Source organism: Rhodococcus sp. LW-XY12 (assembly GCF_019317345.1).
GTDB lineage: Bacteria > Actinomycetota > Actinomycetes > Mycobacteriales > Mycobacteriaceae > Rhodococcus > Rhodococcus pyridinivorans.
In genome coordinates, this window is record NZ_CP079225.1 from 147,519 (window position 1) to 173,609 (window position 26,091).

The 26,091-nt window shown below is 68.4% G+C and carries 29 protein-coding genes and 1 pseudogene; 20 read left to right on the forward strand and 10 right to left on the reverse strand.

Annotation, left to right across the window (positions count from 1 at the left end):
- Positions 1 to 41: 41 nt before the first annotated feature.
- A complete protein-coding gene (locus tag KXC42_RS00690; protein ID WP_219129789.1) occupies positions 42 to 1,343 on the forward strand; it encodes an MFS transporter in 1,302 nt (433 codons plus the stop codon).
- 32 nt (positions 1,344 to 1,375) lie between these two features.
- On the opposite strand, the gene KXC42_RS00695 is transcribed toward KXC42_RS00690, so the two are convergent.
- Entirely contained in the window at positions 1,376 to 2,143 is a 768-nt protein-coding gene (locus KXC42_RS00695; protein ID WP_219129790.1) for a DUF2470 domain-containing protein, read from the reverse strand.
- Positions 2,144 to 2,251: 108 nt separating this feature from the next.
- Between KXC42_RS00695 and KXC42_RS00700 the strand changes: the two genes are divergently transcribed.
- From KXC42_RS00700 to KXC42_RS00715, 4 genes are all read left to right on the forward strand, one after another.
- Positions 2,252 to 2,914 (forward strand): hypothetical protein, encoded by a 663-nt coding sequence (locus tag KXC42_RS00700; RefSeq protein WP_219130412.1) that lies wholly within the window; start codon positions 2,252 to 2,254, stop codon positions 2,912 to 2,914.
- A gap of 73 nt (positions 2,915 to 2,987) precedes the next feature.
- Positions 2,988 to 3,914 (forward strand): prephenate dehydratase, encoded by a 927-nt coding sequence (gene pheA, locus KXC42_RS00705; RefSeq protein ID WP_006553410.1) that lies wholly within the window; start codon positions 2,988 to 2,990, stop codon positions 3,912 to 3,914.
- Positions 3,915 to 3,916: 2 nt separating this feature from the next.
- Entirely contained in the window at positions 3,917 to 4,579 is a 663-nt protein-coding gene (locus KXC42_RS00710) for a histidine phosphatase family protein (protein WP_037217338.1), read from the forward strand.
- A gap of 92 nt (positions 4,580 to 4,671) precedes the next feature.
- Complete coding sequence (locus KXC42_RS00715) at positions 4,672 to 5,307, forward strand: TetR/AcrR family transcriptional regulator (protein ID WP_006553412.1); 636 nt, start codon at positions 4,672 to 4,674, stop codon at positions 5,305 to 5,307.
- Positions 5,308 to 5,347: 40 nt separating this feature from the next.
- Here KXC42_RS00715 and KXC42_RS00720 read toward each other — a convergent pair whose 3' ends face one another.
- Complete coding sequence (locus tag KXC42_RS00720; RefSeq protein ID WP_219129791.1) at positions 5,348 to 5,923, reverse strand: dihydrofolate reductase family protein; 576 nt, start codon at positions 5,921 to 5,923, stop codon at positions 5,348 to 5,350.
- Between the two features lie 70 nt (positions 5,924 to 5,993).
- On the opposite strand from KXC42_RS00720, the gene KXC42_RS00725 reads away from it, so the two are divergent.
- Positions 5,994 to 6,569, forward strand: coding sequence for a TetR/AcrR family transcriptional regulator (locus KXC42_RS00725; protein WP_006553414.1), 576 nt, complete (start codon positions 5,994 to 5,996; stop codon positions 6,567 to 6,569).
- Between the two features lie 61 nt (positions 6,570 to 6,630).
- Here the strand turns inward: KXC42_RS00725 and KXC42_RS00730 are convergent, their stop codons facing one another.
- Together KXC42_RS00730 and KXC42_RS00735 are read right to left on the reverse strand one after the other, a co-directional pair.
- Complete coding sequence (locus tag KXC42_RS00730) at positions 6,631 to 7,410, reverse strand: enoyl-CoA hydratase (RefSeq protein WP_219129792.1); 780 nt, start codon at positions 7,408 to 7,410, stop codon at positions 6,631 to 6,633.
- Between the two features lie 10 nt (positions 7,411 to 7,420).
- Positions 7,421 to 8,157 (reverse strand): annotated as a pseudogene (locus tag KXC42_RS00735) (alcohol dehydrogenase catalytic domain-containing protein).
- Positions 8,158 to 8,329: 172 nt separating this feature from the next.
- Between KXC42_RS00735 and KXC42_RS00740 the strand changes: the two are divergent.
- From KXC42_RS00740 to KXC42_RS00780, 9 genes are all read left to right on the forward strand, one after another.
- Positions 8,330 to 9,523 carry a thiolase family protein gene (locus KXC42_RS00740; RefSeq protein ID WP_064060559.1) on the forward strand — a complete coding sequence of 398 codons (1,194 nt, stop codon included), beginning with the start codon at positions 8,330 to 8,332 and terminating at the stop codon, positions 9,521 to 9,523.
- A gap of 54 nt (positions 9,524 to 9,577) precedes the next feature.
- Complete coding sequence (locus tag KXC42_RS00745; RefSeq protein ID WP_019290368.1) at positions 9,578 to 10,339, forward strand: 3-hydroxyacyl-CoA dehydrogenase; 762 nt, start codon at positions 9,578 to 9,580, stop codon at positions 10,337 to 10,339.
- A gap of 31 nt (positions 10,340 to 10,370) precedes the next feature.
- Positions 10,371 to 11,024 (forward strand): TetR/AcrR family transcriptional regulator, encoded by a 654-nt coding sequence (locus tag KXC42_RS00750; protein WP_006553419.1) that lies wholly within the window; start codon positions 10,371 to 10,373, stop codon positions 11,022 to 11,024.
- 38 nt (positions 11,025 to 11,062) lie between these two features.
- On the forward strand, positions 11,063 to 12,046 hold the full coding sequence (locus KXC42_RS00755) for a nitronate monooxygenase family protein (RefSeq protein WP_019290366.1): 984 nt from the start codon (positions 11,063 to 11,065) through the stop codon (positions 12,044 to 12,046).
- 6 nt (positions 12,047 to 12,052) lie between these two features.
- Positions 12,053 to 12,883: an acyl-CoA dehydrogenase family protein gene (locus KXC42_RS00760; protein ID WP_019290365.1), complete on the forward strand. Its 831-nt coding sequence runs from the start codon at positions 12,053 to 12,055 to the stop codon at positions 12,881 to 12,883.
- Positions 12,884 to 12,906: 23 nt separating this feature from the next.
- Entirely contained in the window at positions 12,907 to 13,449 is a 543-nt protein-coding gene (locus KXC42_RS27570) for an SDR family NAD(P)-dependent oxidoreductase (protein ID WP_033097891.1), read from the forward strand.
- A gap of 19 nt (positions 13,450 to 13,468) precedes the next feature.
- Positions 13,469 to 13,897: an NUDIX domain-containing protein gene (locus KXC42_RS00770; protein ID WP_229579931.1), complete on the forward strand. Its 429-nt coding sequence runs from the start codon at positions 13,469 to 13,471 to the stop codon at positions 13,895 to 13,897.
- An 87-nt stretch (positions 13,898 to 13,984) separates the two neighbouring features.
- Positions 13,985 to 14,272 carry a putative quinol monooxygenase gene (locus KXC42_RS00775; protein ID WP_033097852.1) on the forward strand — a complete coding sequence of 96 codons (288 nt, stop codon included), beginning with the start codon at positions 13,985 to 13,987 and terminating at the stop codon, positions 14,270 to 14,272.
- A gap of 123 nt (positions 14,273 to 14,395) precedes the next feature.
- The gene (locus tag KXC42_RS00780) at positions 14,396 to 14,557 is read left to right on the forward strand and encodes a hypothetical protein (RefSeq protein ID WP_016933301.1); all 162 of its coding nucleotides are present in this window, start codon (positions 14,396 to 14,398) and stop codon (positions 14,555 to 14,557) included.
- Between the two features lie 27 nt (positions 14,558 to 14,584).
- Here the strand turns inward: KXC42_RS00780 and KXC42_RS00785 are convergent, their stop codons facing one another.
- Together KXC42_RS00785 and KXC42_RS00790 are read right to left on the reverse strand one after the other, a co-directional pair.
- Positions 14,585 to 14,923: a metallopeptidase family protein gene (locus KXC42_RS00785; protein ID WP_033097890.1), complete on the reverse strand. Its 339-nt coding sequence runs from the start codon at positions 14,921 to 14,923 to the stop codon at positions 14,585 to 14,587.
- A gap of 13 nt (positions 14,924 to 14,936) precedes the next feature.
- On the reverse strand, positions 14,937 to 15,995 hold the full coding sequence (locus KXC42_RS00790) for a septum formation family protein (protein WP_033097889.1): 1,059 nt from the start codon (positions 15,993 to 15,995) through the stop codon (positions 14,937 to 14,939).
- Positions 15,996 to 16,031: 36 nt separating this feature from the next.
- Here KXC42_RS00790 and KXC42_RS00795 point away from each other — a divergent pair, with 36 nt between their 5' ends.
- A complete protein-coding gene (locus KXC42_RS00795; protein WP_006553426.1) occupies positions 16,032 to 16,424 on the forward strand; it encodes an ankyrin repeat domain-containing protein in 393 nt (130 codons plus the stop codon).
- Positions 16,425 to 16,435: 11 nt separating this feature from the next.
- Positions 16,436 to 17,698, forward strand: coding sequence for a serine--tRNA ligase (gene serS / locus KXC42_RS00800; protein WP_033097851.1), 1,263 nt, complete (start codon positions 16,436 to 16,438; stop codon positions 17,696 to 17,698).
- Positions 17,699 to 17,704: 6 nt separating this feature from the next.
- Here serS and KXC42_RS00805 read toward each other — a convergent pair whose 3' ends face one another.
- Entirely contained in the window at positions 17,705 to 18,205 is a 501-nt protein-coding gene (locus tag KXC42_RS00805; RefSeq protein WP_006553428.1) for a PaaI family thioesterase, read from the reverse strand.
- 93 nt (positions 18,206 to 18,298) lie between these two features.
- Between KXC42_RS00805 and KXC42_RS00810 the strand changes: the two genes are divergently transcribed.
- Complete coding sequence (locus tag KXC42_RS00810) at positions 18,299 to 19,501, forward strand: MFS transporter (protein ID WP_064060539.1); 1,203 nt, start codon at positions 18,299 to 18,301, stop codon at positions 19,499 to 19,501.
- A 14-nt stretch (positions 19,502 to 19,515) separates the two neighbouring features.
- Here the strand turns inward: KXC42_RS00810 and KXC42_RS00815 are convergent, their stop codons facing one another.
- Together KXC42_RS00815 and KXC42_RS00820 are read right to left on the reverse strand one after the other, a co-directional pair.
- Positions 19,516 to 21,099, reverse strand: coding sequence for a Rieske 2Fe-2S domain-containing protein (locus tag KXC42_RS00815; protein ID WP_019290360.1), 1,584 nt, complete (start codon positions 21,097 to 21,099; stop codon positions 19,516 to 19,518).
- A gap of 52 nt (positions 21,100 to 21,151) precedes the next feature.
- Positions 21,152 to 21,964: a hypothetical protein gene (locus KXC42_RS00820; protein WP_219129793.1), complete on the reverse strand. Its 813-nt coding sequence runs from the start codon at positions 21,962 to 21,964 to the stop codon at positions 21,152 to 21,154.
- Between the two features lie 63 nt (positions 21,965 to 22,027).
- Here KXC42_RS00820 and KXC42_RS00825 point away from each other — a divergent pair, with 63 nt between their 5' ends.
- Both KXC42_RS00825 and KXC42_RS00830 read left to right on the forward strand, forming a co-directional pair.
- The gene (locus tag KXC42_RS00825) at positions 22,028 to 22,843 is read left to right on the forward strand and encodes a 1-acyl-sn-glycerol-3-phosphate acyltransferase (RefSeq protein WP_006553432.1); all 816 of its coding nucleotides are present in this window, start codon (positions 22,028 to 22,030) and stop codon (positions 22,841 to 22,843) included.
- A complete protein-coding gene (locus tag KXC42_RS00830) occupies positions 22,806 to 23,831 on the forward strand; it encodes an HAD family hydrolase (protein ID WP_373922202.1) in 1,026 nt (341 codons plus the stop codon). The genes KXC42_RS00825 and KXC42_RS00830 overlap by 38 nt, the downstream gene beginning before the upstream one ends.
- Before the next feature lie 25 nt (positions 23,832 to 23,856).
- On the opposite strand, the gene KXC42_RS00835 is transcribed toward KXC42_RS00830, so the two are convergent.
- The gene (locus tag KXC42_RS00835) at positions 23,857 to 26,016 is read right to left on the reverse strand and encodes an N-acetylmuramoyl-L-alanine amidase (protein ID WP_019290357.1); all 2,160 of its coding nucleotides are present in this window, start codon (positions 26,014 to 26,016) and stop codon (positions 23,857 to 23,859) included.
- Positions 26,017 to 26,091 lie beyond the last annotated feature (75 nt).

Consider the following 26,091-nt stretch of genomic DNA (forward strand, 5'->3'; position numbering starts at 1 on the left):
CCTTGGGGGCCGAGGGGAATCTGCGACCCGGAAGTAGGGACATGAACATCGAAACATCTGAGAAGAATTCTGTTGCAACAACTTCGGTGACTCTCGCATCGAAGAAGAAGTCTCTTCTCGCCAGCTCCGTGGGCAACATCCTCGAGTGGTACGAGTGGAGCGCCTACGCTGTGTTCGCTCCGTTCATCGCCGCAGCGATGTTCAACAGCGACAATCCGGTCTCGGCATTGCTGTCCACACTCGCGGTCTTCGCCGTCGGATTCCTGATGCGACCGCTCGGTGGCATCGTGTTCGGCCGCATCGCCGACAAGCGCGGCCGCAAGTTCGTGCTCGTCACGACCATGCTCATGATGGCCGGTGGCAGCCTCGTAATCGGGCTCATGCCCACCTACTCGTCGATCGGAGTGTGGGCGTCGGTGCTTCTGCTGCTCGCCCGCGTGGTGCAGGGCTTCGCGCACGGTGGCGAGTCGGCGACCGCCTACTCGTATGTCAGCGAGATCGCGCCGCCGCATCGCCGCGGCATGTGGGGCAGCGTCGCCTTCGTCGCGATCTTCGGCGGTTCCGTGCTCGCGTACACGATCGGCGGAGCGGTCACCTCGACGCTCTCCGAGAGCGCCGTGGGCGAGTGGGGATGGCGGGTGCCGTTCCTCCTCGGCTTCTTCCTGGCGCTGTTCGCCCTCTACCTGCGACGCAGCATGGAGGAGAGCGAGGTCTTCGACCAGCAGGAGACCCGGGTCGACGAACCGCGTATCCCGCGCAAGGTGGTCGTGCGTGCGATCCTGCTGATGATCGGCATGACCTCGGGTGTCACGGCGGCGCACTACACGTGGACCTCGTACGTCTCGACGTACGCGATCACGCAGAAGGGCATGGACGCCGACACCGCCTACTGGATGCTCGTCATCGCCCAGGTCATCGCGCTGGTCTCGCTGCCCTTCTGGGGTCTGCTCTCCGACCGGATCGGCCGGCGCCCGATGCTCGGCGGCTTCGCGGTCCTCATGTTCGCGCTGCAGATCCCGCTGACGTCGATGATCACGTCGGCCGGGTGGACGTTGCTCGTGTCGACCACTCTCGCCCTGCTCATCGTGTCGATCCCTGGTGCGATCCTGTCGTGCACCCTGTCGGAGAGCTTCCCGACCCGCCTGCGTACCCAGGCCATCGGCTTCGCCTACTCCTTCTCGGTGGCGGTCTTCGGTGGCACCGCGCCCTACCTGAATCAGCTGCTCACCGGCTGGGACATCGGCTGGGTCTTCGGGGTCTACATCATGGTGCTGTGCGTCGCGACCGGCATCGCTGCGCTGATCATGAAGGAGACGAAGGGTATCGACCTGCAGGAGGTCTGATCGTTCGGATGATCCCTGCCGCCGCGTACCGCTCAGGTGCGCGGCGGCAGTCCGTTTCGGAAGGGGCAGCCGACGAGCAGGCGCAGCGCGCGGCTCAGGGCGGCGGGATCGTCGACCGGTTCGTGGAAGGGGATCCGCACGTCGTGGTCGTCGCCTTCGGACTCGACGCGTAGCCGCAGTCCGTAGCGGTCGAGGCCCAGGGGGCGGATTCGTCCGCCGCGGTGCGCGGGCGGGATGCGTCGCGCGATCTGCCGCACGATGTCGGCGTGGTCCTCTTCGAGGTGCTGGAGCCACCCGGTCTCGAGTGCGGCGAACGGGTCGGGAGCGGCGTCGAGGACGTCGGCGACGTCGACGGCCTCGGCCCCGGTGGTGTCGGCGGCGACGACGGAGTCGAGCGTCAGGCACAGCAGTTCGGAGCGGTGTCCGACGTCGAGGAGTTCGGGATGCGGCAGGATCTCCGCGATCTCGGCGGCGACGCGGCGCGGATGCTCCACGGGACGCAGGGCACCGCTGAGCCAGATGAGCGACCGGACCGGATTGCGCAGGGCGATCGGGGAGTGGTCGGTGAGCTCGAGCATGGCGGGGATGCCTGCGCTGCCGGACTGCCAGGCGAGTGCGACGGGGAGGCTGTCCTCGGCGACGACCACCGCGACCTGCCCGTCGTCGAGGAGATGATGAACCGAGGTGGGGAGTGGACCGCAGCCGTCGATCGCGAGCTGCGTCGTGTCGGCGCGGATGAGGGCGGTGCGTACGCGTTCGGCCGTGGTCGGCGCGGGGATGACGGATGTGGTGGTCTGCATGCCAACCCTCCTTCTCGATGTAGGTGAGGCAAACCTAAGTCATTGTGATCGCGGTCGCAAGTGGTCCATCGGTAGCCTGGATCGGTGCCGATCCCACTTCCCCTCGGAATGCCGCCGTCCCGCGACGAGCCCCGCGGACTGCTCGACGCGCTGCTCACACACCGGCACGACAGCCTCACCGACGCCCTCGCCGCGACCGGCCGCACGCTCGCCCCGCCGATCGTCCCGGCCGCTGCCGTCACCGGATCACCGACCCGCGAACTCGTCGTCGAGCTCGACGCCTCGGCCGAACTCCCCTCGCCCGCCGGGTGGCGTCCGGTCCGGTATCAGGTCGACTGCACGGCCGAGGACCTCGAGGACGTTCTCGCGATCACCGCGCCGGCACCGCTGGTCGTCTACCCGCACGTGCCCGACGCCGCGCTCGCCGACGCCGCCCGCGCGCTCACCGAGGCCGGTCACATCCCCGGCCTGACCGCAGGTCGCGGGGGCGACGCCGTCGCCGACTTCCTCTCCGTCGTCGCCCACGCCGACACCGGTTACGCCGCCCGCGCGACCGGCACCGACGACGTCGTCGCCCTACTCTCCGCCACCGTCGCGGCGCTGAGCGGTTTCGACGTCCGCGAAGCCCTCGGGACTCCCGACGTGGCCCGGCTCCGGCGACTCGTACCGGAGGCCGCCGCGGCGGTGCGGGAGATCCTGCTGGTCGTCGAGGTCGACGACACAGACGCCGTCGTCCGGGAGCTCGAGGCGCTCGACCTCACCACCGACTGACACGGGCCACCGCTCGGGTGCGGTTCACGCAGAGTCCGCCTTCCCGTCACGACCGATGCGTAACCTCGTACACGTGCCACGTATCGCCTATTTCGGACCCTCGGGAACGTTCACCGAGATGGCCCTCGACCGCTTCGAGAGCCTCGGTGCACTCGACGTGCTCGGCGACGGATCCGCCGACGTCGAGCGCGTCTCGGCCGCCGGCCCGCCCGCTGCCCTGCAACTCCTGCGCGACGGGAAGGCCGACGGTGCCGTCGTCCCCATCGAGAGCTCCGTCGAGGGTTCGGTGCCGCCCACCATGGACGCCCTCGCGCTCGGGCCGCGCCTGCAGATCGTGTCCGAGGTCGAACTCGACATCGCGTTCACGGTGGTCACCCGCGAAGGGATCACCCGCGATCGTGTCCGCACTATCGGTGCCTATCCGGTGGCCGCAGCGCAGGTGCGTCGCTGGATCGAGGACCACCTGCCCGACGCCGAGGTCGTGACCGCGGCCTCCAACGCGGGAGCCGCCGAGGACGTCGCGTCCGGCAAGGTCGACGCGGCGGTGTCCACGGCGCTCGCCGGACAGCGGCTCGGCCTGTCCGTCCTCGCCGACAAGGTCGCCGACTTCGAGGGCGCCCGCACCCGCTTCGTGCTCATCACGCGGCCGCGGCCCGTGCCGAAGCGCACCGGTGTCGACCGCACCTCGGTGGTGCTGCAACTCCCCAACGAGCCCGGCTCGCTGGTGCGCGCCATCACCGAGTTCTCCACGCGCGGAATCGATCTGTCGCGTATCGAGTCCCGGCCGACCCGCAGGGAATACGGCACCTACTTCTTCCACTTGGACTGTGTGGGTCACATCGACGACGCGCTGGTCGCCGAGGCGCTGCAGGGATTGCACCGCTTCGCGCAGGTGCGGTTCCTCGGATCGTGGCCCGCTGTGTCCGAACACGGTGTCCCACCCGTGTCGGACGACGAGGATGCGCGGTGGCTCGACCGACTGCGGCGCGGAGAGGACTGACGGTGAGCGGCAGATTGATCCTGGCCCGGCACGGCCAGACGGTGGCGAACGTCGCCCGGAGGCTCGATACGAAACTCCCGGGCGCGGAGCTCACCGAGCTCGGCGTCGAACAGGCCCGCACGCTCGGGAAGAACCTCGTCGAGCAGACGCCGTCGCTGCTCGTCGCGTCGCAGGCGCTCCGCGCTCGGCAGACGGCCGAGCACGCGGCACCGGTGGTGTCGCTCGAGACGGTCGTCCGCGAGGGCGTGCACGAGGTGCAGGTCGGCGAGCTCGAGGACCGCAGCGACGAGGAGTCGCACAAGTTGTTCATGAAGGTCTACGAGGAGTGGCACAACGGTGACCTGCGGGCGCGGGTCCCGGGCGGTGAGTCGGCGCTCGACGTGCTCGACCGGTACCTGCCCGTCCTGGAGTCGCTGCGCAGCGACTATCTCGATGCCGGTTCGGGTGACGTCGTGGTCGTCAGTCACGGTGCCGCGATCCGGCTCGTCGCCGCCTATCTGGGGAAGGTGCCGTCCGGCTTCGCCATCACCAACCACCTGGCCAACACCGAGACGGTCGAGCTGGTGCCGGTGGCCGGCGGTGGCTGGGAGTGCGCGCGCTGGGGAACCTTCTTCGCGCCCTTCCACGACACCGCGCGCGGTGGTGCCGACGACCCGATGGGGTGATACCGCCCACCTTTCGATCCTTCGAGCGCAAAACGTACGGGTATCCTCGGGGCGTCCGTATGAAGTAGCGATCGGTAGGTAGGTGCGGTTTCATGGGTGCTTCGAGCGACGGGGCCGACACCCTCACCAACGGTGAGGCGATCCCGGACTGGCGCATCCTCGAACCGATGCAGCTCAGTCCCATCCTCACCGCTGCCCTCGACGCCTTCTACGAGACCGGCTTCCACGGCACCTCGGTGCGGGAGATCGCGCGCCGCGTCGGCGTCACCGTCCCGGCGCTCTACTACCACCACGAGAACAAGGAAGGGCTGCTCATCGCCCTTCTCGAGCTCTCGACCAGCGACGTGCTCTCCCGAGCCCACGCCGCCGCCGAGGACGCCGACGGCGACCCGGTGCGCAGGCTGTCCAACGTCATCGAGGCGATTGTGCTGCGCATGACCCTGCGGGCCCGCCTCGCCGCGCTCGAGGGTGAGGCCCGCTACCTGAGCCCCGAGAACCGCCAGCGCTACCGTGCGGTGCGCAAGGGCGTCGAGCAGCTGGTGCGCCAGATCGTCGAGGAGGGCGTCGCCGCGGGCGTGTTCGACGTGGACGATCCCGCCGAGACCACGCGTGCCCTGCTCGGCATGTGCCAGTCGATCCCGCGCTGGTACCACGCGGAGGGCACGCTCAGCCCCGAGGCCGTCGCGCAGAAGTACGTCGGTATCGCCCTCAAGACCGTCGGGGTCTGACGGCTGGATCCGGTGTCGATCGAACTTCGGCGGTCGAAGTTCAGCGTCGGTCGAACCAGGTGACCTGCGTGCCGTTGCTGAACTCCTCGCGCGCGGTGACGTCGAATCGCGTGGGGGCGAAGTTGCCCGACAGTGCCGGGATGCCGTCGCCCGCGATCACCGGATAGCTCTTGAAGATCAGCCGGTCGATCTCGGCGAACAGTTGCCCCGCGATGTTGCCGCCACCGCAGAGCCAGATGTCGAGCCCCTCTTCCGCCTTCAGCTTTCGGACCAGCTCGACCGGGTCGGTGTCGACGATCCGAACCTGCGGATCGTCGACCGGCGCGAGAGTGCGGGACACGACGTACTGCTGCATGTGGCTGTACGGACTCGCGAGCCCCAGCGAGAGACCGGGTTCGTAGGCACCGCGCCCCATGATCACCGTGTCCCATTCCTTGTTCGGCGTGTCGGCCGGCATGCCGACCTGTTCGCGGAGCGCGGTGGGGACGGCTTCCGGATATCTCGCGCTCATCGCCGCTGCCATGTCGTCGCAGATCGGATAGAAGTCGTACTCCCCGTTCGGCCCGGCGATATAGCCGTCGAGGGTCACTGCCACGTAGTAGACGAGCTTTCGCATGGTGGACCGCCATTCGTAGTACTATGAGTGAAGTGGTTTGAAGGTAGTACTACATATGGAGTGGTGTCAAGTGGTCAGGACGAATCCGGAACGACGACAGGCCTTGTTGGATGCCTCGATCGAGGTGCTGGCGCGCGACGGTGCGCGCGGGCTGACCTTCCGCGCGGTGGACAAGGAGGCAGGGGTCCCGACGGGGACGGCGTCGAACTACTTCGCCAACCGCGACGACCTGCTCGTCCAGGTGGGTCACCGCTACTACGAGCGGCTCCTGCCCGCCGACGAGGTCATGGCACAGTCGCAGGCGCCGCAGACCCGCGAATCCATGATCGAGCTGATGACGGAGGTGGTCGACCGGCTCATCCGGTTCCGCGCCGGCTATCTCGCGCTCCTCGAACTACGCCTCGAAGCAACCCGACGGCCCGAACTGCAGGCCCTGCTCACCGAGCGGGTGCGCGCCGACCTGGATTTCAACATCGCCAACTACCGGCACTCCGGCCTGCCGGGCGGTGAGAACGCCGTCGTGCTGCTCTATCTCGCGTTGAACTGGCTCGTGCTCGACCGACTCACCCTCCCCGGGATCGTCGACGAGGACCGTGTCGCCGAACTGGTGCGGGCGGCCGTCGAACGCGTGATCCCCGACGCCTGAAACGACTTCGGTGGATCCGACCCCGCTCAGCGAGGCCGGATCCACCGAAATCGTCGACGGTTCAACGACGGAAGTTCGCGGTGCGCTTCTCCTGGAAGGCCGTCACACCCTCGGTGAAGTCGGCGCTGCGGAGCAGGACGAGCTGCCCTTCGCGCTCGCGGGCGAAGGCGTGGTCGAGTTCGGTGAGCGTCGCGTCGTTGATCGCATTCTTCGTCGAAGCGAAGGCGGTCGACGGGCCGTCGGCGAGCCGATGCACGAGAGTCTCCACCGCACTGTCGAATTCGTCGTCCGCGCAGACGTCCGAGATGAGTCCGGAGGCCAGCGCTTCACCGGCCGGAAGTCGCTCGGCCAGCAGGGCCATCTTCAGCGCCCGCGCGCGACCGATCGACGCGGCGACGAGCGCGGACGCACCCCCGTCCGGCATCAGACCGACCCGGGTGAAGGCCAGCAGGAAGTATCCCGACTCCTTTGCGACGGTGAGATCGCATGCCAGAGCGAGCGATACGCCGACACCCGCGGCCGCGCCGTTGATCGCTCCGACGACCGGCCGGGGGAACACCCGGATCGCGGCAACCGCGCGGTTGGCGGCGTCGATCGTGTCGGCGGAGGGCGGAGCGCTCAGATCACGACCGGAAAGGTCGGCGCCGGAACAGAACGCGCGACCGACGCCGGTGAGCACCGCGACCCGGACGGAGGTATCGTCGGCGTACTTCTCGAACGCATCGGCGATCGCCTCGAGCGTCTCGGTCTTCACGGCGTTCATCCGCGAGGGACGGTTCAGGGTGACGCGCAGGACGCCGTCGTCGACGGTCGTGTCGACACCGGGCAGGTCGTCGGTCATGGCTGTTCTCCTAGGGTCGGGACGTCAGGTCGAGCGCGACCTTGCCGGTCGCGGAACGGTTCTCGAGCGAACGCAGTGCTGCCGGAGCTTCGTCGAGGGGATGGAGGGTGGGTTCGGGGACGACGAGCGTCCCGTCGCGCAGCAGCGGTTCGAGTGCGGCCCACTGCCGCGCCGGGTAGCCGGGGTCGGTGCGGAGGTACTCGCCCCACCCCGCGCCGACGACCGAAATGTTCTTCAGCAGAAGGCGATTGACCTTCTCGGTGGGAATGCTGCCGCCGGTGAATCCGAGAACGACGGCCCGTCCACCCGGCGCACCGTGGGCGAGGACGGTCTCACCCGCCCGGTACCGGGCACGCTCGTCGAGCGCGAAGTGCGCGGTGAAGTAGTTCATGAGCATCCCGGCGCCCGCGGTCAGCGACACGCTGTCGGGCAGCGGGAAGACCAGCTCGCGCGGCAGTGCGACGGTCTGCTGCCACGATCCGTCGATGGACAGCACGGCGACGCGTTGTCCGGCGGTGAGGCCGCTGCCCTCGGGTGCGCTGCGGACGATGCCCGCTGCTTCGGCGCCGAGCACGCACGGCACCGGACCATCTGGTAGCCGCCGGTCGTCTGCAACAGATCGGGAAAGGGCACGCCGGCGGCGTGTAGGTCGACGAGGACGAGCGAATCGCCTGCCTCGGGTTCGGGGATGTCGGTCACGCGGACGGCGTCGGGGCCGGCGTGTTCGGTCAATTGCGCTGCGCGCACGGGCGTCTCCTCGACTCGGGTCGTGATCCATCACTATCAGAGTGGCTTAGCGTGCGCTAGCTCTCAGAGATCATTGACCGAGCGCTAAGTCCGTGGTAGAGCTTTTAGCGATCGATAAGTACACCGCTGGGAACGTCTCCGGCCCGCACGCTGCACTTTCGAAAGGATCGTCATGACCAACGCTGTCATCGTCGACGTCGTCCGTACCGCTGTCGGTAAGGGCAAGCCGGGTGGTGCCCTGTCCGGCACCCACCCCGTCGAACTCCTCGCCCACGTCCTGCGCTCGCTCGTCGAGCGTAACGACATCGACCCCGCGCAGGTCGACGACGTGATCGGCGGCTGCGTCGCCCAGGTCGGCGAGCAGTCCCTCAACATCTCGCGCACCGCGCTCCTCGCCGCCGGTTTCCCCGAGTCGGTGCCCGCGACCACCATCGACCGCCAGTGCGGATCGAGCCAGCAGGCCGCGCACTTCGCCGCGCAGGGCATCATCGCCGGTGCCTACGACATGGTCATCGCGTGCGGTGTCGAGTCGATGAGCCGCATCCCGATGGGCACCGCCACCCTCGGCAAGGACACCCACGGCCCGAGCATCCGTGCCCGCTACCCCGAGGGCCTGGTCAACCAGGGCATCTCGGCCGAGCTCATCGCTGCGAAGTGGAAGTTCGACCGCGACGCGCTCGACGCCTACTCCGCGCAGTCGCACCAGCGCGCCGCCGCCGCCCACGAGGCCGGCCGGTTCGACAAGGAGATCGTCCCGATCACCGTGGAGAACGCAGCCGGTGAGCAGGTCGAGCACACCGTCGACGAGACGATGCGCGCCTCCACCACCGCCGAGGGCCTCGCCGGCCTGAAGCCGTCCTTCTACACCGAGGAGTACGCCGCCAGGTTCCCCGAGGCGCAGTGGGTCATCACCCCCGGCAACTCGTCGCCGCTCACCGACGGTGCGTCGGCCGCGCTCATCATGAGCGAGGAGATGGCGAACAAGCTGGGCCTGACCCCGCGCGCCCGCTTCCACTCGTTCTCCGTCGCCGGCGACGACCCGGTCTTCATGCTCACCGCCCCGATCCCGGCCACGCAGAAGGTGCTCGCCCGCGCGGGTCTGGGCATCGACGACATCGACGCCTACGAGGTCAACGAGGCGTTCGCGCCCGTGCCGCTCGCCTGGGCGCACGAACTCGGTGCCGATCCGGCCAAGCTCAACCCGTGGGGTGGCGCGATCGCGCTCGGCCACGCACTCGGCTCGTCGGGCACCCGTCTGTTGTCGACCCTCGTCAACCACCTCGAGGCCACCGGCGGTCGTTACGGCCTGCAGACGATGTGCGAGGGCGCGGGCATGGCCAACGCCACCATCATCGAACGTCTCTGACTTCTCGAAGTCTCGAAGATCTCCGAACCGCAACCACTCTCGAAAGGGTAATCAATGATCGTCAACGACAGCGTCGCCGTCGTCACCGGTGGTGCCTCCGGCCTCGGTCTCGCCACCGTCAAGGCCCTGCTGAACGACGGTGCCCAGGTCGTCATCATCGATCTGCCGTCGTCCAACGGTGAGACCATCGCCAAGGAACTCGGCGACCGCGTCCGCTTCGTCGCCGCCGACGTCACCGACGAGGCCGCCGTCACCGAGGCCCTCGACGTCGCCGAGTCGCTCGGACCCGTGCGTGTCGCGGTGAACTGCGCCGGCATCGGCAACGCGATCAAGACCGTCAGCAAGAAGGGTGCCTTCCCGCTCGACGCGTTCAAGAAGGTCGTCGACGTCAACCTCTTCGGCACGTTCAACGTCATCCGTCTCGCCGCCGAGCGCATCGCGAAGACCGAGCCGATCGACGGCGAGCGCGGCGTCATCATCAACACCGCTTCCGTCGCCGCTTTCGACGGCCAGATCGGACAGGCCGCCTACTCGGCGTCCAAGGGCGGTGTCGTCGGCATGACGCTGCCGATCGCCCGCGACCTCGCGTCGCTGCTCATCCGCGTCGTCACCATCGCACCGGGCCTGTTCAAGACCCCGCTGCTCGGCTCGCTGCCGGAGGAGGCCCAGGCCTCGCTCGGCGCACAGGTGCCGCACCCGGCCCGCCTCGGCGATCCGTCCGAGTACGGTGCCCTCGCCGCGCACATCGTCTCGAACCCGATGCTCAACGGCGAGGTCATCCGCCTCGACGGCGCGATCCGCATGGCTCCGCGCTGACCCGAGCACCGACTGTGAGAGGAGGGGGTCGATGACCCCGGCATACGAGGCCGAGGAATCCGACACGCCCCACGCGGACGTGCCGTGCGCGGACTGGCGTGAGTTCCAGCCTCTGGGGCTCGACCCCATCCTCGAACACGCCCTGGAAGCATTCAGCGAGAACGGCTTCCACGGCACCACCGTCCGCGACCTGGCCGGCCGGGTCGGCGTGACGGTGCCCGCGCTGTACTACCACTACGAGAACAAGGAAGCCGTTCTCGTCACGCTGCTCGACGCCGCCGTCCTCGACCTCATCGACCGTGTGTCGGCCGCGGTCGCGGACGGCGGCGACGACCCGGTCGCCCGCTTCGTCAACGCCGTCGAGGCGATCGTGCTGAACATGACCCACCGTGCACAGCGTTCGGGCCTGGATTCCGAAGTGCGCCACATTTCCCCGGAGAACCGCCGGACCTACGCCGCGACCCGCAAGCGTCTCGAGCTGATGATGCTCGACCTGGTGCGCGAGGGCGTCGAACAGCAGGTGTTCGACGTAGACGACGTCGAGGAGGCCGTGCGCGCCCTCCTAGGGATGTTCCAGTCCATCGTCCGCTGGTACCAGCTCGGCGGTCCCCTCACTCCCGCTCGGATTGCCCAGCGGTACATCGTGATCGCACTGCGGGTCGTGGGTCACCACCCGGCCGCCTGAGAGTCTTTCCAACCACCTCCACGCAAGGAGTCCATGCCGTGCTGACCACCGCCTTCACCGAAACCTTCGGCGTCCGCCATCCCATCGTGCAGGGAGGGATGCAGTGGGTCGGCCGTGCCGAACTCGTCGCAGCGGTCGCCAATGCCGGCGCGCTCGGCATGATCACCGCTCTGACGCAGCCGACCCCCGAGGATCTCGCTAAGGAGATCGAACGCACCCGCGAGCTCACCGACCAGCCGTTCGGCGTCAACCTCACGATCCTGCCGGCGATCACCCCGCCGCCCTACGAGGAGTACCGCCAGGTCATCATCGACTCCGGTGTGAAGATCGTCGAGACGGCCGGATCGAATCCCGCGCCGCACCTGCCCGACTTCCACGCTGCCGGAATCAAGGTGCTGCACAAGTGCACCAGCGTCCGGCACGCCGTCAAGGCGCAGGACATCGGTGTCGACGGCATCAGCATCGACGGTTTCGAATGCGCCGGGCACCCCGGTGAAGACGACGTCCCCGGCCTCGTGCTCATCGCCGCCGCGGCCGAGAAGATCACCATCCCGATGATCGCCTCCGGCGGCTTCGGTGACGGTCGTGGTCTGGTCGCGGCCCTCGCGCTCGGCGCCGACGGCATCAACATGGGCACCCGCTTCATGTGCACCGAGGAATCGCCGATCCACCGCACCATCAAGGAAGCCATCGTCGCGGCGAGTGAGACCGACACCGAGCTCATCTTCCGTCCGCTGCGCAACACCGCCCGCGTCGCGAGCAACACCGTCAGTCGCGAGGTCGTCGAGATCCTCGACCGCGGAGGACAGTTCGAGGACGTGCGCGAACTCGTCGCCGGTGCCCGCGGCCGCCTCGTCTACGAGAACGGCGATCCCGAGGCCGGCATCTGGACGGTCGGTACCGTCCAGGGAATCATCCACGACATCCCCACCGCGGGGGAATTGGTCGAGCGCATCGTCGCCGACGCCGAGAGTCTCATCGCGGAGCGTCTGAGCGGCATGATGTCGCGCGTGAACGCCTAGGAAGCCATGAAACGCACCCATTTCGACGACGATCACGAGGCGTACCGGGAGACCGTGCGCGAGTTCCTCGCCCGCGAGATCGAACCGAACTACGAGCGGTGGGAGGAGGAGCGCCTCGTCGACCGGTCGGCGTGGATCGCCGCGGGCAAGTCCGGCATCGTCGGCCTCGGGGTACCCGAGGAGTTCGGCGGTTCGGGCGTGACCGACTACCGCTTCCGGCACATCGTGCAGGAGGAGATCGCGCGCACCGGAACGACCTCCTTCGGCGCCGGACTCGCACTGCAGGACGACATCGCGATCCCGTACATCCTCCACCTCGGCACCGAGGACCAGAAGGCGCGCTGGCTGCCGGCACTCGCCACCGGCGAACGAATCGGCGCGATCGCCATGACCGAACCGGGCGCCGGATCCGACCTGCAGGGCGTGAAGACCACCGCCGTACGCGAGGGTGACGAGTGGGTGATCAACGGACAGAAGACGTTCATCACCAACGGAATCCACTCCGATCTCGTCATCGTGGTGTGCCGCACCGATCCGAACGCGGGGTCGAAGGGCTTCTCGCTCATCGTCGTCGAGCGCGACACCCCCGGTTTCGGCAGGGGCCGCAAACTCCACAAGGTCGGTCTCGCCGCACAGGACACCGCCGAGCTCGTCTTCGAGGACGCCCGCGTCCCCGCCGGGAACCTCCTCGGCACCGAGGGTCGCGGCTTCGTGCATCTGATGGAGTACCCGATCGGGCGCGCCTACGTCGATGCACGCATCCAGACGATCTACGGTGGCACCACCGAGATCATGAAGGAGATCATCGGCCGCGACATCGCTGCCGGGTACGCGTAATCGTTTCAGGGAAGAGGGATTCGATCTTCGACCTCACAGGCAAGCGCGCTCTCGTCACGGGTGCTTCCGCGGGGATCGGTCTCGGCATGGCCCGGGGTCTCGCCCGTGCCGGCGCCGACGTCACCCTGTGGGGCCGGAGCGAGGACAAGCTCGCGAAGGCCGCGGCCGACATCGGGAGGTTCGCCGGCCGTGTGGCGACCCGCACGGTCGACGTCTCCGACGAGCAGGCCGTGACCGACGGTGTCGCGGCGCTCGTCGACGACTTCGGTGGGCCGTACGTGGCGAGTAAGGCCGCGGTGCTCGCGCTCGCGAACGGCTGTGCCGTCGAGTTCGCGCGTCACCGGATCCGGGTCAACAGCGTGCTGCCGGGCCGGATCGCCACCGACATGACCGGTCCGCTGCAGGAGTCCGACGTCTTCAACTCGAACGTCATCGGCCGTGTGCCGCTCGGCCGGTGGGGCACCCCGGAGGATTTCGAAGGCATCGCCGTCTATCTCGCGAGCGATGCGTCGTCCTTCCAGACCGGCAGCACGACGCTCATCGACGGTGGCTACAGCATGTTCTGACCGGTCCTAAGCTGGTCCGGTGAACCAGCACCCCGCGATTCGTGACCGTGTGATCAGAGTGAGCGCCGTCGTTCTCCGCAACGCCGCCGGTGAGGTGCTCACCGTGCGGAAGCGGAACACGTCGCGGTTCATGCTGCCCGGAGGAAAGCCGGATCCGGGGGAGACCCCCGCCGAGACCGCCGTGCGCGAGTGCGCCGAGGAACTGGGCGCCGAACTGGATCTGTCGTCGTTGCGTCTCGTCGGGGTCTTCGACGCCGAGGCCGCCAACGAGCCCGGTTACCGGCTCGAAGGAACCGTCTACGAACACCCGCTCGTGGAGGTCGCCGGCGCCGCCGCGGAGATCGCGGAGACGCGCTGGCTCGACCCGGCGGCCCTTCCGCTGCCCGACGATCTCGCGCCGCTGCTCGAGCACCACGTCCTTCCCGCTCTCGCCTCGGCCTCCCGATAATCCTGTTTCCGCAGAGGTATTGCGCAGTTCTCATCCATGGGGAAATGTGATGAGAGCAGTCACCTCGCACATCACGGAAGGTCTCCCATGGCGCTCACCGCTCTGCTCGAACTCGAATTCAAGGCCGACTCCCTCGACGACGCGAAGAAGATCATGACCCGCGTGCTCGACGAGACGCGACAGTTCGACGGATGCGACGGCATCGAGATCCTTGTGGATCAGAAGAACGAAGCCCGTTGGGTGGTCGTGGAGAAGTGGCGCTCGGCCGAGCACGACGCCGCCTACCGCAAGTTCCGCGCCGGCGAGGGTGCCATCACCGAACTCGGACCCCTCCTGGCGGGAGCGCCGAAGCTCGAGCACTTCACCACCCTCTGAGTCCCCCACCGGAGCGCGGGCGGAGTCGGTCGTCACCCGGCGGAACGCGGACGGTAGGGTGACCCCCGGGGCGGACGTGTGCCGTTTGCCTCGAAGTGACATCGACTGTGGAGGTAACCGGGCATGTTGGAACTCTTCGGCGTCATCGTCGTGTGGCTCACCGTGGCCGTCGTCGCTGTCGGAACCGTCATCATGTTCGTCGTGTCGACGCTCAGCCCGCACTTCGGTCAGCGCAAGGCCAAGGGACCCCGCCTCGACAAGGCGACCGCGGCCCGCAACAAGTAGCACCCGGTACCGATCGCGAAGAGCGCCTCAGCCCCAGCCCAGCTGGTGGAGGCGCTCTTCGTCGATTCCGAAATAGTGCGCGATCTCGTGGACGACAGTGACCAGTACCTCGTGCACGACGTCGTCGTCGCTCTCGCAGATGTCGAGGATCGCGTCGCGGTAGATCGTGATCGTGTCCGGTAGCGATCCCGCGTAGTGGCTGTCGCGCTCGGTCAGCGCGACGCCCTGATACAGACCCAGCAGGTCGGGTTCTTCCTCGTGGCGGGGCTCGACGAGGACCACGACGTTGTCGATCGCCCGCGCGAGTTCGCGGGGAATCTCGTCGAGCGCTTCCGAGACGAGCTCCTCGAAGTGCTCGTCCTCCATGTGCACCGGCACGTCACGACCCCGGCAGGGGAACGGCACCCGGCAGCGGCGTCGGCAGCGACCGGCCTTCCGGCACGGGCGGCGGCGGCACGGGCGGCTGGCCGTCGATGAGGATGTCGCCCTTGGCGCTGCCGGTGATCGACGAGAATCCGCCCCCCTCGACCTGCTTGCCGATCGAGCAGTTCACCTTGCGGCTGCCGGCGAGCCAGCTGTCGTAGTCGAGGTTGTCCCAGAACAACGTGAGGGTCTTGTTGCGCAGAGCCTCGGGTTCGCCGAGGTACTCGTTGACCAGGCGCGTGCAGGTCTCCTCGAGATAGCCGTCCTGGTCCTCGATGCTCGGCAGACCGCCCGGGAACTGCCCACCGAGGTCGACGACCGCGACGACCTCGAAGGCGTGCGGCTTGGAACACTCCACCGGGTCGGCAGGCACACCGTTGTTGATGCCGATGCAGACGCCGACGTCCCAGGCCCGCGACTGGTCCTGATCGGCGACCCGGCCCTTGATGGGGAGCAGGTTGCCGGTGGTCGACGAGAACTGCAGACCGCACCGCAGCGTGCGTTCGCCGGCCGCCCAGCCCGCCTCGCCGGGGTTGATGAGGCCGATGCTGAACTTGCCGTGCGGGTCGAACCGGCCGTCGAGATAGTCCATCGCGGCGGGTGCGCACTGCTCGTCGCGCAGCTCGGTGAAGCGCGTGACCGACGGGAAGCGTGATCCCGGTCCCCATTCGGTGCCGGGATACAGGCTCAGGTCGATGTCGGCGACCACCTCGAACAGATGCGTCTCGGCGCAGTCGACCTTCGCGAGGTCGCTCGCGTCGAGAGCACTCCAGGTCAGGCAATCGCCGGTGGTGGCGGTACCGAACGCTTCCCCCGCGACCGCGCCGGTCGTGCTGATGTTGGCGCCGGCGCTGTCGTCCCCGCCGCCGGCGCCCTGGAACCCCGCGACGACGAACGTCGCGATCGCCGCCAGGACGGCACCGGCCGCAACGAGCACGAGGGCGCGTCGGGTCAACCGCGCCGAGGGCGGGCGCCGGTCGGGCTTGGGCTTGTTGTCTTCGGCCATCACTTCCATCATGCCTGTTCGAGTGGACGCAGGTAGTTTCGGCTCATGGCCGACGACCCGATCGATCCCGAGATTCTCGAGATCGCCAAGCAGACCTTCGACGCCGCCCGCCAGGGAGACGTCGAGACCCTCACCGCGTACGTCGACGCCGGAGTACCGGTGAACCTCACCAACGAGACCGGCGACACGCTGCTCATGCTGGCGTCCTACCACGGTCATGCCGAGGCCGTACAGGTCTTGGTCGAGCGGGGAGCCGACGTGAACCGGCTCAACGACCGCGGCCAGTCGCCTCTCTCGGGGGCGGTCTTCAAGGGCGTCGAGGCAGTGGTGCGGGTGCTCGCCGAGGCCGGTGCCGACCCGCGTCACGGGCACCCCACCGCGGAGGACACAGCGAAGATGTTCGGGCGCGACGACTACCTGGAACTCTGGCAGCGGTAGGCTTCGATTCCGTGATCGACCTCAAGTTCCTCCGCGAGAATCCCGACGCCGTCCGCGAGTCGCAGCGCCTGCGGGGAGAGGACCCGGGCCTCGTCGACGTGCTGCTCGAGGCCGACGCCTCCCGTCGCGCCGCTGTCCTCGCCGGCGACAACGCACGCGCCGAGCAGAAGGCCCTGGGCAAGAAGGTCGGCAAGGCGTCTCCCGAGGAGCGCCCCGCGCTGCTCGACGGCGCCAAGGAGCTGGCGGCGAAGGTCAAGGAACTCGAGGCCGAGCAGCACGCCGCGCAGGAGGCCTTCGATCGCGCGCACCTCGCGATCTCCAACGTCGTACAGGACGGCGTGCCCGCCGGCGGCGAGGACGACTTCGTCACGCTCGAGACCGTCGGCGAGCTGCCCACCTTCGACTTCGAACCCAAGGACCACCTCGCGCTCGGCGAGTCGCTCGGGCTCATCGACATGGAGCGCGGCGCGAAGGTCTCCGGTGCCCGGTTCTACTTCCTCACCGGTTACGGCGCGCTGCTCCAGCTGGGTTTGCTGCAGCTGGCCGCCCAGAAGGCCACCGCGAACGGGTTCACCATGATGATTCCGCCCGTGCTCGTGCGCCCCGAGGTGATGCAGGGCACCGGCTTCCTCGGCCGGCACGCCGACGAGGTGTACCGACTCGAGGAGGACGACCTCTACCTCGTGGGCACCTCCGAGGTGCCGCTCGCGGGCTACCACTCGGGCGAGATCCTCGACCTGTCGAAGGGGCCGAAGCGCTACGCGGGCTGGTCGTCGTGCTTCCGTCGCGAGGCGGGCAGCTACGGCAAGGACACCCGCGGCATCATCCGCGTGCACCAGTTCGACAAGGTCGAGATGTTCGTCTACTGCCGCCCCGAGGAGGCCGCGGCGGAGCACGAGCGTCTGCTGGCCTGGGAGCGCGACATGCTCGCCGCCATCGACGTGCCGTACCGCGTCATCGACGTCGCCGCCGGCGATCTCGGGTCGTCGGCGTCCCGCAAGTTCGACTGCGAGGCCTGGGTGCCCACGCAGGAGCGCTACCGCGAGCTCACGTCGACGTCGAACTGCACGACCTTCCAGGCGCGTCGCCTCAACATCCGCTACCGCGACGAGAACGGCAAGCCGCAGACCGCCGCGACCCTCAACGGCACGCTCGCGACCACCCGCTGGCTCGTCGCGCTGCTCGAGAACCACCAGCAGGCCGACGGTTCGGTCAAGGTGCCCGAGGCTCTCGTCCCGTTCGTGGGACGTGAGGTGCTCGAACCCGGCGCCTGAGAACTGTCAGCGCAGGATCAGGCAGGTGGTCGAACCCGTCGCGAGCAGGCGGCCCTCGGAGTCACGGGCCTCGCCGCGCGCCGTCGCCGTGCGACGTCCGGTGTGCTCGCAGAAGCCCTGCACACGGATGACGCCCTTGCCGGTCTGCACCGGACGCACGTAGCGGACCTGCAGGTCGAGGGTCGTGTACCCGACCCCGGCCTCGAGGGTGCTCGACACGCAGAAGCCCATCGCGGTGTCGAAGAGGGTAGCGAGCACGCCGCCGTGGATGCTGCCCACCGCGTTGGCGTGGAACTCCTGCGGCTCGAGGGTGACCTCGGCGAAGCCCTCGCCGGCATCGGTGACGGTGAAGCCGAGCGTGCGGGAGGTGGGGTGGTGCGGGATCGTCCCGTCCATCAGCCCGCGCAGGAAGTCGAGTCCGTGCATGTCGCGGTTGGCCGCCGACGTCGGTGCCGGGTCCTCCCACGTGTAGGTACGCTGCCGCTGCTGTTGCTCGTCCGTGCTCACGATGACCGACCGTATCCCACCTTTTGGAGGGGTGACATGTGGAGCCGGGCGTGCCATTCTCGTTGCATGCGCCGTCGATGTTGATCCGATCCGGTGACCTCGCTGTCCGCGCGGGTGGTCGCGTACGCGTCCGTCCGTGAGTTCGTGCCGCTCTACGGCCTGTACGCGTTGCTGTTCGAGGATCACGGTCTCGACACCCGTTCCATCTCCTCGCTGTTCGTCCTGTGGTCGGTGGTCGCCTTCGTCTCCGAGGTGCCGTCGGGTGCGTGGGCCGACACCGTCTCCCGTCGCGGTCTGCTGTTCGGCAGCGGAGCCCTGCTCACGGCAGCGTTCACGATGTGGCTGGTGTGGCCCGGTTACTGGGGATTCGCGCTCGGTTTCGTCCTATGGGGCATCAGCGAGTCGATGAAATCCGGCACCTTCGAGGCCCTCGTGTACGACGAACTCGCCGCGCGCGGGTGCGAACACCGGTACGCGGCGATCATGGGATACGCCAACGCGGGTGAGATGACGTGTGTCTTCGTCGCGATCCTCACGGCGGCACCGCTGTTCGAACTCGGCGGCTACGCGCTCGTGGGCTGGGTGTCGGTCGCGATCACCGTCGTCGACATCGCGCTCGTGGGAACGCTTCCCGCCGCACCGAAGGTGGAGGAGGCCGATGAGATCGCCGGCAGAGGCGACACCGTCCTCGTCCGCTACATGTCGTCGCTGCGCGCGGGAACGTCCGAGATCCGCACCGACCGGGTGGTGCGACGATCGGTCGTCCTCGCGGCCGCCCTGCTCGCCTGCCTCGCCTTCGACGAGTACTTCGCTCTCCTCGCACGCGAATCGGGAGCGGAGACCGGATTCGTGCCGGTGCTGGTCGCGCTGACGGCCGTCGGACAGGTGGTCGGTGCCGCGACCGCCGGACGGACTGCGACGATGAGCGGCCGCACCATGGGTGCCGTCGTGATCGTCGGATCGGCACTGATCGCCGGTGGTGCACTCGCCGGGGGGATCGCCGGATTCACGGCGATCGGTGTGGGCTACGGCGCGCTGCACAACACGGCGATCGTCGCCGAGGCGCGCCTGCAGGACACGATGTCCGGTCGTGCCCGCGCGACCGTCTCGTCCGTCGTCGGCCTGACGAGCGAGGTGCTGTCGGTGGCGGTCTTCGCCGCCTACGCGATCGGCTCGCTGTGGTTGCCGATGGCGGCGCTGGTCGCGGTGACGGTGCTCCCGCTGGTCGGGTTGGGCGTGGTCGCGCCGAGGCTGTTGCCCGCGGCGCGACCCGCCGGGACCGAACGGGAGCGGTGACTACCGGATGCGGATCACAGCTTGGTGCTGCGCAGTTCGTGACCCTTCGAGGTCTTGCAGCGGCCCGATTCGAGATCCCACTGCCAGCCGTGCAGGTTGCAGGTCAGCGTGGTGCCGTCGACGACACCGAACTTCGACAGGTCGGCCTTCAAGTGCGGGCAGCGACGCTGGATCTCGTAGCCGCCCAGCTCGATCGACGCCGAGTCGTCGTGCGCCTCGGCGAACCAGCCGTCGGCGTACGCGATGCGCTCGTCGGTCAGGCACTTGAAGAAGGTGTAGAGGAACTCGTTGTATCCGCCGATGCGCCAGGCTGTGAACCGGGTGGACAGGAAGATCGTGTTGACCCAGTCGGGCTCGTCGTCGCGCAGAACCGTGCGCACGAGCTCGGGAGCGATACGGAAACCGTAGCGGTACTTGCCTTCTCCCTCGATGGGTTCGCGCACGACGCGCTTGGGGAAGTCGAGCACCACGGTCTCGTCGCCCATCACCAGACCCACCGGGTAACCGATGCCGTCGCAGATGAGATCGGACTGCGCCATGATCGGCTCGAACTTCGCCTTGAGTGCGGGCAGCAGCGGCTCGCCCTCGGCGGGAGCCCAGGCCGCCTTCTGCGCCGCGATCACCGGAGCGAAGCGCTGCGCCATGTCCTCGATGTAGGCGGCCTTGTTCGTGAAGATCGCCTCGACCTGCTCGTCGGGGATCGGGTGCGTGAGCGTCATGTGCTCGCTGCCCTTCAGATCCACCACCGAACCCGGGATCATGAGCAGACCGCCCTCGCGGCCGTGGATGCGCAGTTGCTCGAGGAAGACCTGCTGGTCGGGGAAGATGTTGCCCTCGTCGCCGTGGTCGTCGTTGAGGTCGCGCAGGTCGTCGTCGAGGAAGACCGGCGGACCGGCCGACGGCACGATCCACGTCGCGTCGACCTGGTCGATGTAGCTGCGGCAACGGTCCATGCCGCGCTGGCGCTTCTGCTTGCCGAAGTTGGCCTTGGTCTTCTTCGGGATGTCGTAGACCATCGGGTACCAGATGGCGCCCGAGTACTGCAGCAGGTGGATGTCGATCTTCCCGAACGCCTCGTGCATGACGTCCATGTCGATCGGCCGCGCGTCGTTCATGTTGAACACGGTCGACTCACCGTCGGAGACGATCAGGCCCGAGTCGCCGATCGGTCCGTCGGCCGGCGCACGCAGCGCGATGATCATGATGTCGAGATCGCCCGGCGAGAGCGGAGCCTGCGGAGCGACCTCGATAGTGCCGTGCCGCAGCCGGTGCTTGACGGAGTCGGTGGTCTCGAAGAATTTCGAGAAACCGAGCTTCTCGAGCTCGCGACGCAGGTCCGGTACCGGATAGTCGGGCAGCAGGACGGTCGCGTCCTTGTTGACGTGCTTGCTCAGCGTGTCGGGATCGAAGTGATCCTTGTGCAGATGCGAGACGTACAGGTAGTCGACGTTGCCGAGAGCGTCCCAGTCGAGACCGGTGTTGTCCGGGAAGGGCACCCACGAGGCGAAGTACGCGGGCGTGACCCACGGATCGCACAGGATGGACCCCGCTTCGGTCTGGATGTGGAAACCGGCGTGTCCGACGCTGGTGATCTGCACTTCGTACCCTCCTGACGTGCTGACCGACGCCTACCAGAGTAGGCGCCGCCCGTCAGTCCACTGCGCCCAGGCAGTACCCGTTGCTGCCCGTGGTGAGCAGGACCACCAGGTCACGGGGTGTACCGGCCTCGACGATCGGAATCGTCACATTCGTGTACACCTCCGAGACCGGGGTGACGGAAGCGGCCGCGGCGTCGAAGGATTCGAGGTCACCGACGACGTCGGGATCGGTGGCCAGCGGCGGCACTCCGGGGTTCCCGGTGCCCCAGGGATCCCACGTGCCCCGCGCCTCGCACACCAGTGGGTACCGCTCCTCGGTGTCGTCCGGATCCACCGGCGCGCCGATCGCCCGTCCGAGGAATCGTTCGACGGCATAGCGGGCGTCCTCGTCGGTGTAGCCCGGCGCGCCGGTCGGGTTCACGTACGGGCACGCGTAGCCGGACGCGATCTCGCTGCGCAGGACGGACAGGTCGATGCCACCGGCCGACCACGTCACCGCGTACTGGCCGTCCCTGCCCGGCTGCTGCACCGCGGCGGTGATCGCGTCGACGTCGGCGTACATCTGCCGGGCCCGTTCCGGGGCGATCGTCCAGCACTTGTCCACCACATCGATGCCGCCGACGAGGTCGTTCGTCCATGCCTGCAGCGCCGCGGTGGCGGCGGGATTACCGGGGACGTCCCCGACGACCACCGCGGGCGTCGCGGCGGGGGTGGTCTCCTCGACGGTTTCCGCCGCGGTCGGTTCCGGGCTCTCGGTCGGGATGCCGGACTGCCCGTCGCCCTCGCAACCGGCGACGGTGAGGACCACGGCGACGGCGAGGGCGGCGAATGCGAGTACGTCGGGCTTTCGGGCGAGGGTGCGCACAGTAGTGGCCTTTCGACGATGATCACGGTCGTTCCTCCACCGGGCCCCGCTAGGCTGACCGGCGTGGAACCCTTCTATCGGACCATCATCGGTGTCGCCCGCACGCTCTTCGCAGCGCAAGGGCTGAAGTTCGCGATCACCGGGGCGGAGAACATCCCGGCGACGGGTGGTGCGGTCATCGCGATCAACCACACCGGCTACATGGACTTCACCTACGCCGGGATCCCCGCCCGGGTCACCAAGCGGTACATCCGCTTCATGGCGAAGAAGGAAGTCTTCGACCACAAGATCTCCGGCCCCATGATGCGCGCGATGAAGCACATCCCCGTCGACCGCGGCGACGCCGGCGAGTCCTACCGACTCGCCGTGGAGGCGCTGCGTGCCGGTCAGCTCGTGGGTGTCTTCCCGGAGGAGACGATCAGCCGCAGCTTCGAACTCAAGGCGTTCCGGTCCGGCGCGGCACGGATGGCGAACGAAGCCGGTGTCCCGGTGGTCCCCATGGTCATCTGGGGGTCGCAGCGGGTGTGGACGAAGGGCCACCCGAAGCGGCTCGGACGTACGAACACCCCGATCACCATCGAGGTGGGCGCCCCCATCCATCCGTTCGAGCCGGCAGCGGAGATGACCGCGCAGCTCCACGCGACCATGGAGAAGATGCTTCACCGGGTCCAGGACGGTTACATCCACGAGGACGGTGCCTACTGGGTGCCCCGCCGCCTGGGCGGATCCGCGCCGACCCTCGAGGAGGCGACCGCCCTGGACGAGGCCGCGGCCGCCGAGCGTCGCGCCCGGAAGGCCCGCGAACGTGCCGCCCGTGAAGGTGCTGCCGGTAGCGGCAACGATGACGCAGGCGGCGACCGCGGTACTTCGGCACAATGACGGAGTGAACGCACAGTCGAGTCGAGAGCCGTATCGGGACCACATCACGGACGCGGTGCGTCCTGCTTCCACGGACGCGGTGCGTCCTGCTTCCACGGACGCGGTGCGTCCTGCTTCCACGGACGCGGTGCGTCCTGCTTCCACGGACGCGGTGCGTCCTGCTTCCACGGACGCGGTGCGTCCCGGATTGGTGGCTACGGACGTGGACGGCACCCTGATCGACGACACCGAGAAGGTGTCCGATCGGACCCGCGCCGCGGTACATGCGGTGGTCGACTCCGGTGTTCCGTTCGTCCTGGCCACCGGCCGCCCGCCGCGCTGGATCGCGCCGGTCGTCGAAGAGCTGGGCTACGCGCCCATGGCGGTGTGCGCGAACGGTGCCGTGCTCTACGACAGTTCCACCGACCGTGTGCTCAGCGCCGCGGTGCTCGAGGTCGACGAACTGGCGTGGCTCGCCGAGGTGGCCTCGTCGGTGCTTCCCGGTTGCGGTCTGGCCGCGGAGCGGGTGGGGGATCGGGCCCACGACGCGGCGACGCCGCAGTTCGTCAGCGCTCCCGGTTACGAACATGCCTGGCTGAATCCGGACAACACCGAACTCGCCGAGCACGAGGTGATCAGTGAGCCCGCCATCAAGTTGCTCGTCCGGCTCCCCGGCGCGACCAGCCGGGAGATGGCGGAGGCTCTCGTGCCGAAACTGCACGGGCTGGTCGACGTGACCTATTCGACGACCCACGGGCTCATCGAGATCTCCGCGGCGGGGGTCACGAAGGCTTCCGGTCTGCAGGAGATGGCCCGGCTACTGGGTGTCTCCCACGAGAATCTCGTGGCCTTCGGCGACATGCCCAACGACATTCCGATGCTGTCGGTAGCGCGTCACGGTGTGGCGATGGAGAACGCGCATCCGGACGCGAAGTCGGTCGCAGACGAAGTCACCGCCACCAACGTCGAGGACGGGGTGGCCCGCGTTCTCGAACGGTGGTGGCGGTGACTCGTTCCTACCGGTGCGCTGCGGGTCAGCCCGCGGGCGCCGGTTCGGGTGCCGGTTCCGGCGCAGGTGCCGGTTCGGGTCCGGGCGCAGGAGCACCCTCGGGTGCGGGTCCTGCGACGTCGGCCGGCTGATCCTGCATCGCCTGGTCGTAGGCGTCGTCGTAGGCGCGCAGCACCTTGGTGACGACACCCGTGACCTCGTTGAAGATCAGCGAGCCGAACTCGAAGTCCGAACGCCAACCGTCCGGCACCCGGTACTCGTCGCTGGTGGGCAACCCCAGCTCACCAGCGTCGAGTCCGTTCTTCTCCCACGCCTTGTAGATCTCGCCGAGTACCGTCCACGTGCCGCCGTTCGGTGACGTGTAGATGGCCCCGTTGACGAAATTCACTCGTTCGAAACCGCTCTTGACCGCGGGAAGGATCGAGGTCACCGCCTGTCCGAGCCGTCCGAGTTCGCCGCCCTCGGCGAGCCACTTCTGGACCAGCGGGTGACCGCTGAGGCGGATCAGCTCGTCGACGACACCTTCGGCGGTGCCGGCCGAGCCCGAGGCGAGCGCTCCGACGTTGATGTCCGGCACGTTCGGCGACGGATTGGACGGCGACGGATTGGACGGCGACGGGTTCGAGGGTTGCGGGTTCGAGGGTTGCGGGTTCGACGGCGACGGGTTCGAGGGCTGCGGGGCAGTGCCACCGCCACCGCCCTTTGCCGCAGCGACGGCGATATCGCGGATCTTGCCCATCTGCGAGTAGCCGGCATCACCCGGGCAGCTGGTGTTGCCCACGTCGCGGTGCGCGAAGATGATCGGCAGATCCACCGCCGCACCCTGCGGGTAGGGGGTGAACGATGTGCCCTCGGAGTACATCGTGGTGCGGCCCTTGGGGTTCAGTCCCGCGCGGGCCAGACGCCAGCCGAGGAACTTGCCGACCGACTCCACCGCGGCCTGCGGCGGGGCCTGGGTCGAGAAGTCGCCCATCATCGCGATGCCGTGGGTGTTCTCGTTGAATCCACCCGCGTGTGCGCCCTGGACGTTGCGGTCGAGACCACCGGCGCGACCCTCGAAGATCTGGCCGTACTTGTCGACGAGGGTGTTGTATCCGATGTCGCACCAGCCGAGCGTGCGTGCGTGGTACGCGTAGATCGCGCGCACGATCTCGGCCGATTCGGCCTTCGAGTAGTTGTTGCTGCCCGCGGTGTGGTGCACGGTCGCGCCACCGAGGGAGTCGTCGTAGGTCGGGGTCTGGCAGCGCATCGACTCGTCGGCGCCCCACTGCTGGCGGGTGATCACCTTCAGGCCGGAGTTGCCGAGCGGGCTCGCGATGTCCTCGAGTCGCGCGTCCGCTTCGCTGCTGCCGGGCGAGATGAGCACGGCACTGACCGCTTCGGCGGCCGCCTGCAGCGGGTTCTCGCGCAGCGGCTTGGACGAGGACGCGGGCACGTATCCGAGGTCGGGTGCATCGGCTGCGGGTGCAGGGACCGGCGCGGGTGCCTCGTCGGCGGGGACCGGGGCCTCCGCCGGGGCTGCAGGAGCAGGAGCTTCGGGCGCCGGTGCCTCCGGGGCGGGTGCCTCGGGAGCGGGAGCGGGGGCTTCGGGTGCCGGCGGGGCCTCCGCGCCGGCGAGATTCGGTTCGGGGCCGGGACGCGGCGTCAGCAGCACCTGCACCGCGCGGGTGGCACCGACGTAGATCGGCTCCGTGCCCGTGCGTCCCTCGCTGGTGGCGTCGTCGGCGCGCGTCTCGATCGGCTCGGTCGCGGTCCAGGGACCCCAGCTGCCGTCGTCCTGCTGCGCGCGGATGAGCGCGTCGGTGGCGGCGACGTCCTCGGCGGCGAGCGCGACGAGGCTGAACGGGGTGTCGCGGGTGAGTTCCTTGACGGTCGCACCGACGCGCTGGACGAGTCCGCCGTTCGGGTCGGGAGCAGTCGTGATCTGCGGGAGCCCGTCGACGATCTCCTTCAGGCTGAGGTCCGGCAGGTTGAGACCGGTGAGCTCCTCGAGCGGGATGATCAGGTCGGGCACCGAGGCGAGCACGACTTCCGCGATATCGGGTGCCACTGCCTCGACGGTGTCGTTGGCATTCCGGATCTCGGGAGCGGTGCTGGTCAGCCCGGTGACGGCGAAGGGCGTCGCGACGGCCAGGGCGGCGACGGCACCCAGGACGATCGACGGCTTGGGGCGGCGATGCGGCACTGTTTGCTACTCCCTGTCGTTGGTGCTCCAGCGGACGGTTCCGACTTCGGATCGTCCCTTACGTGTCGCTTCCGT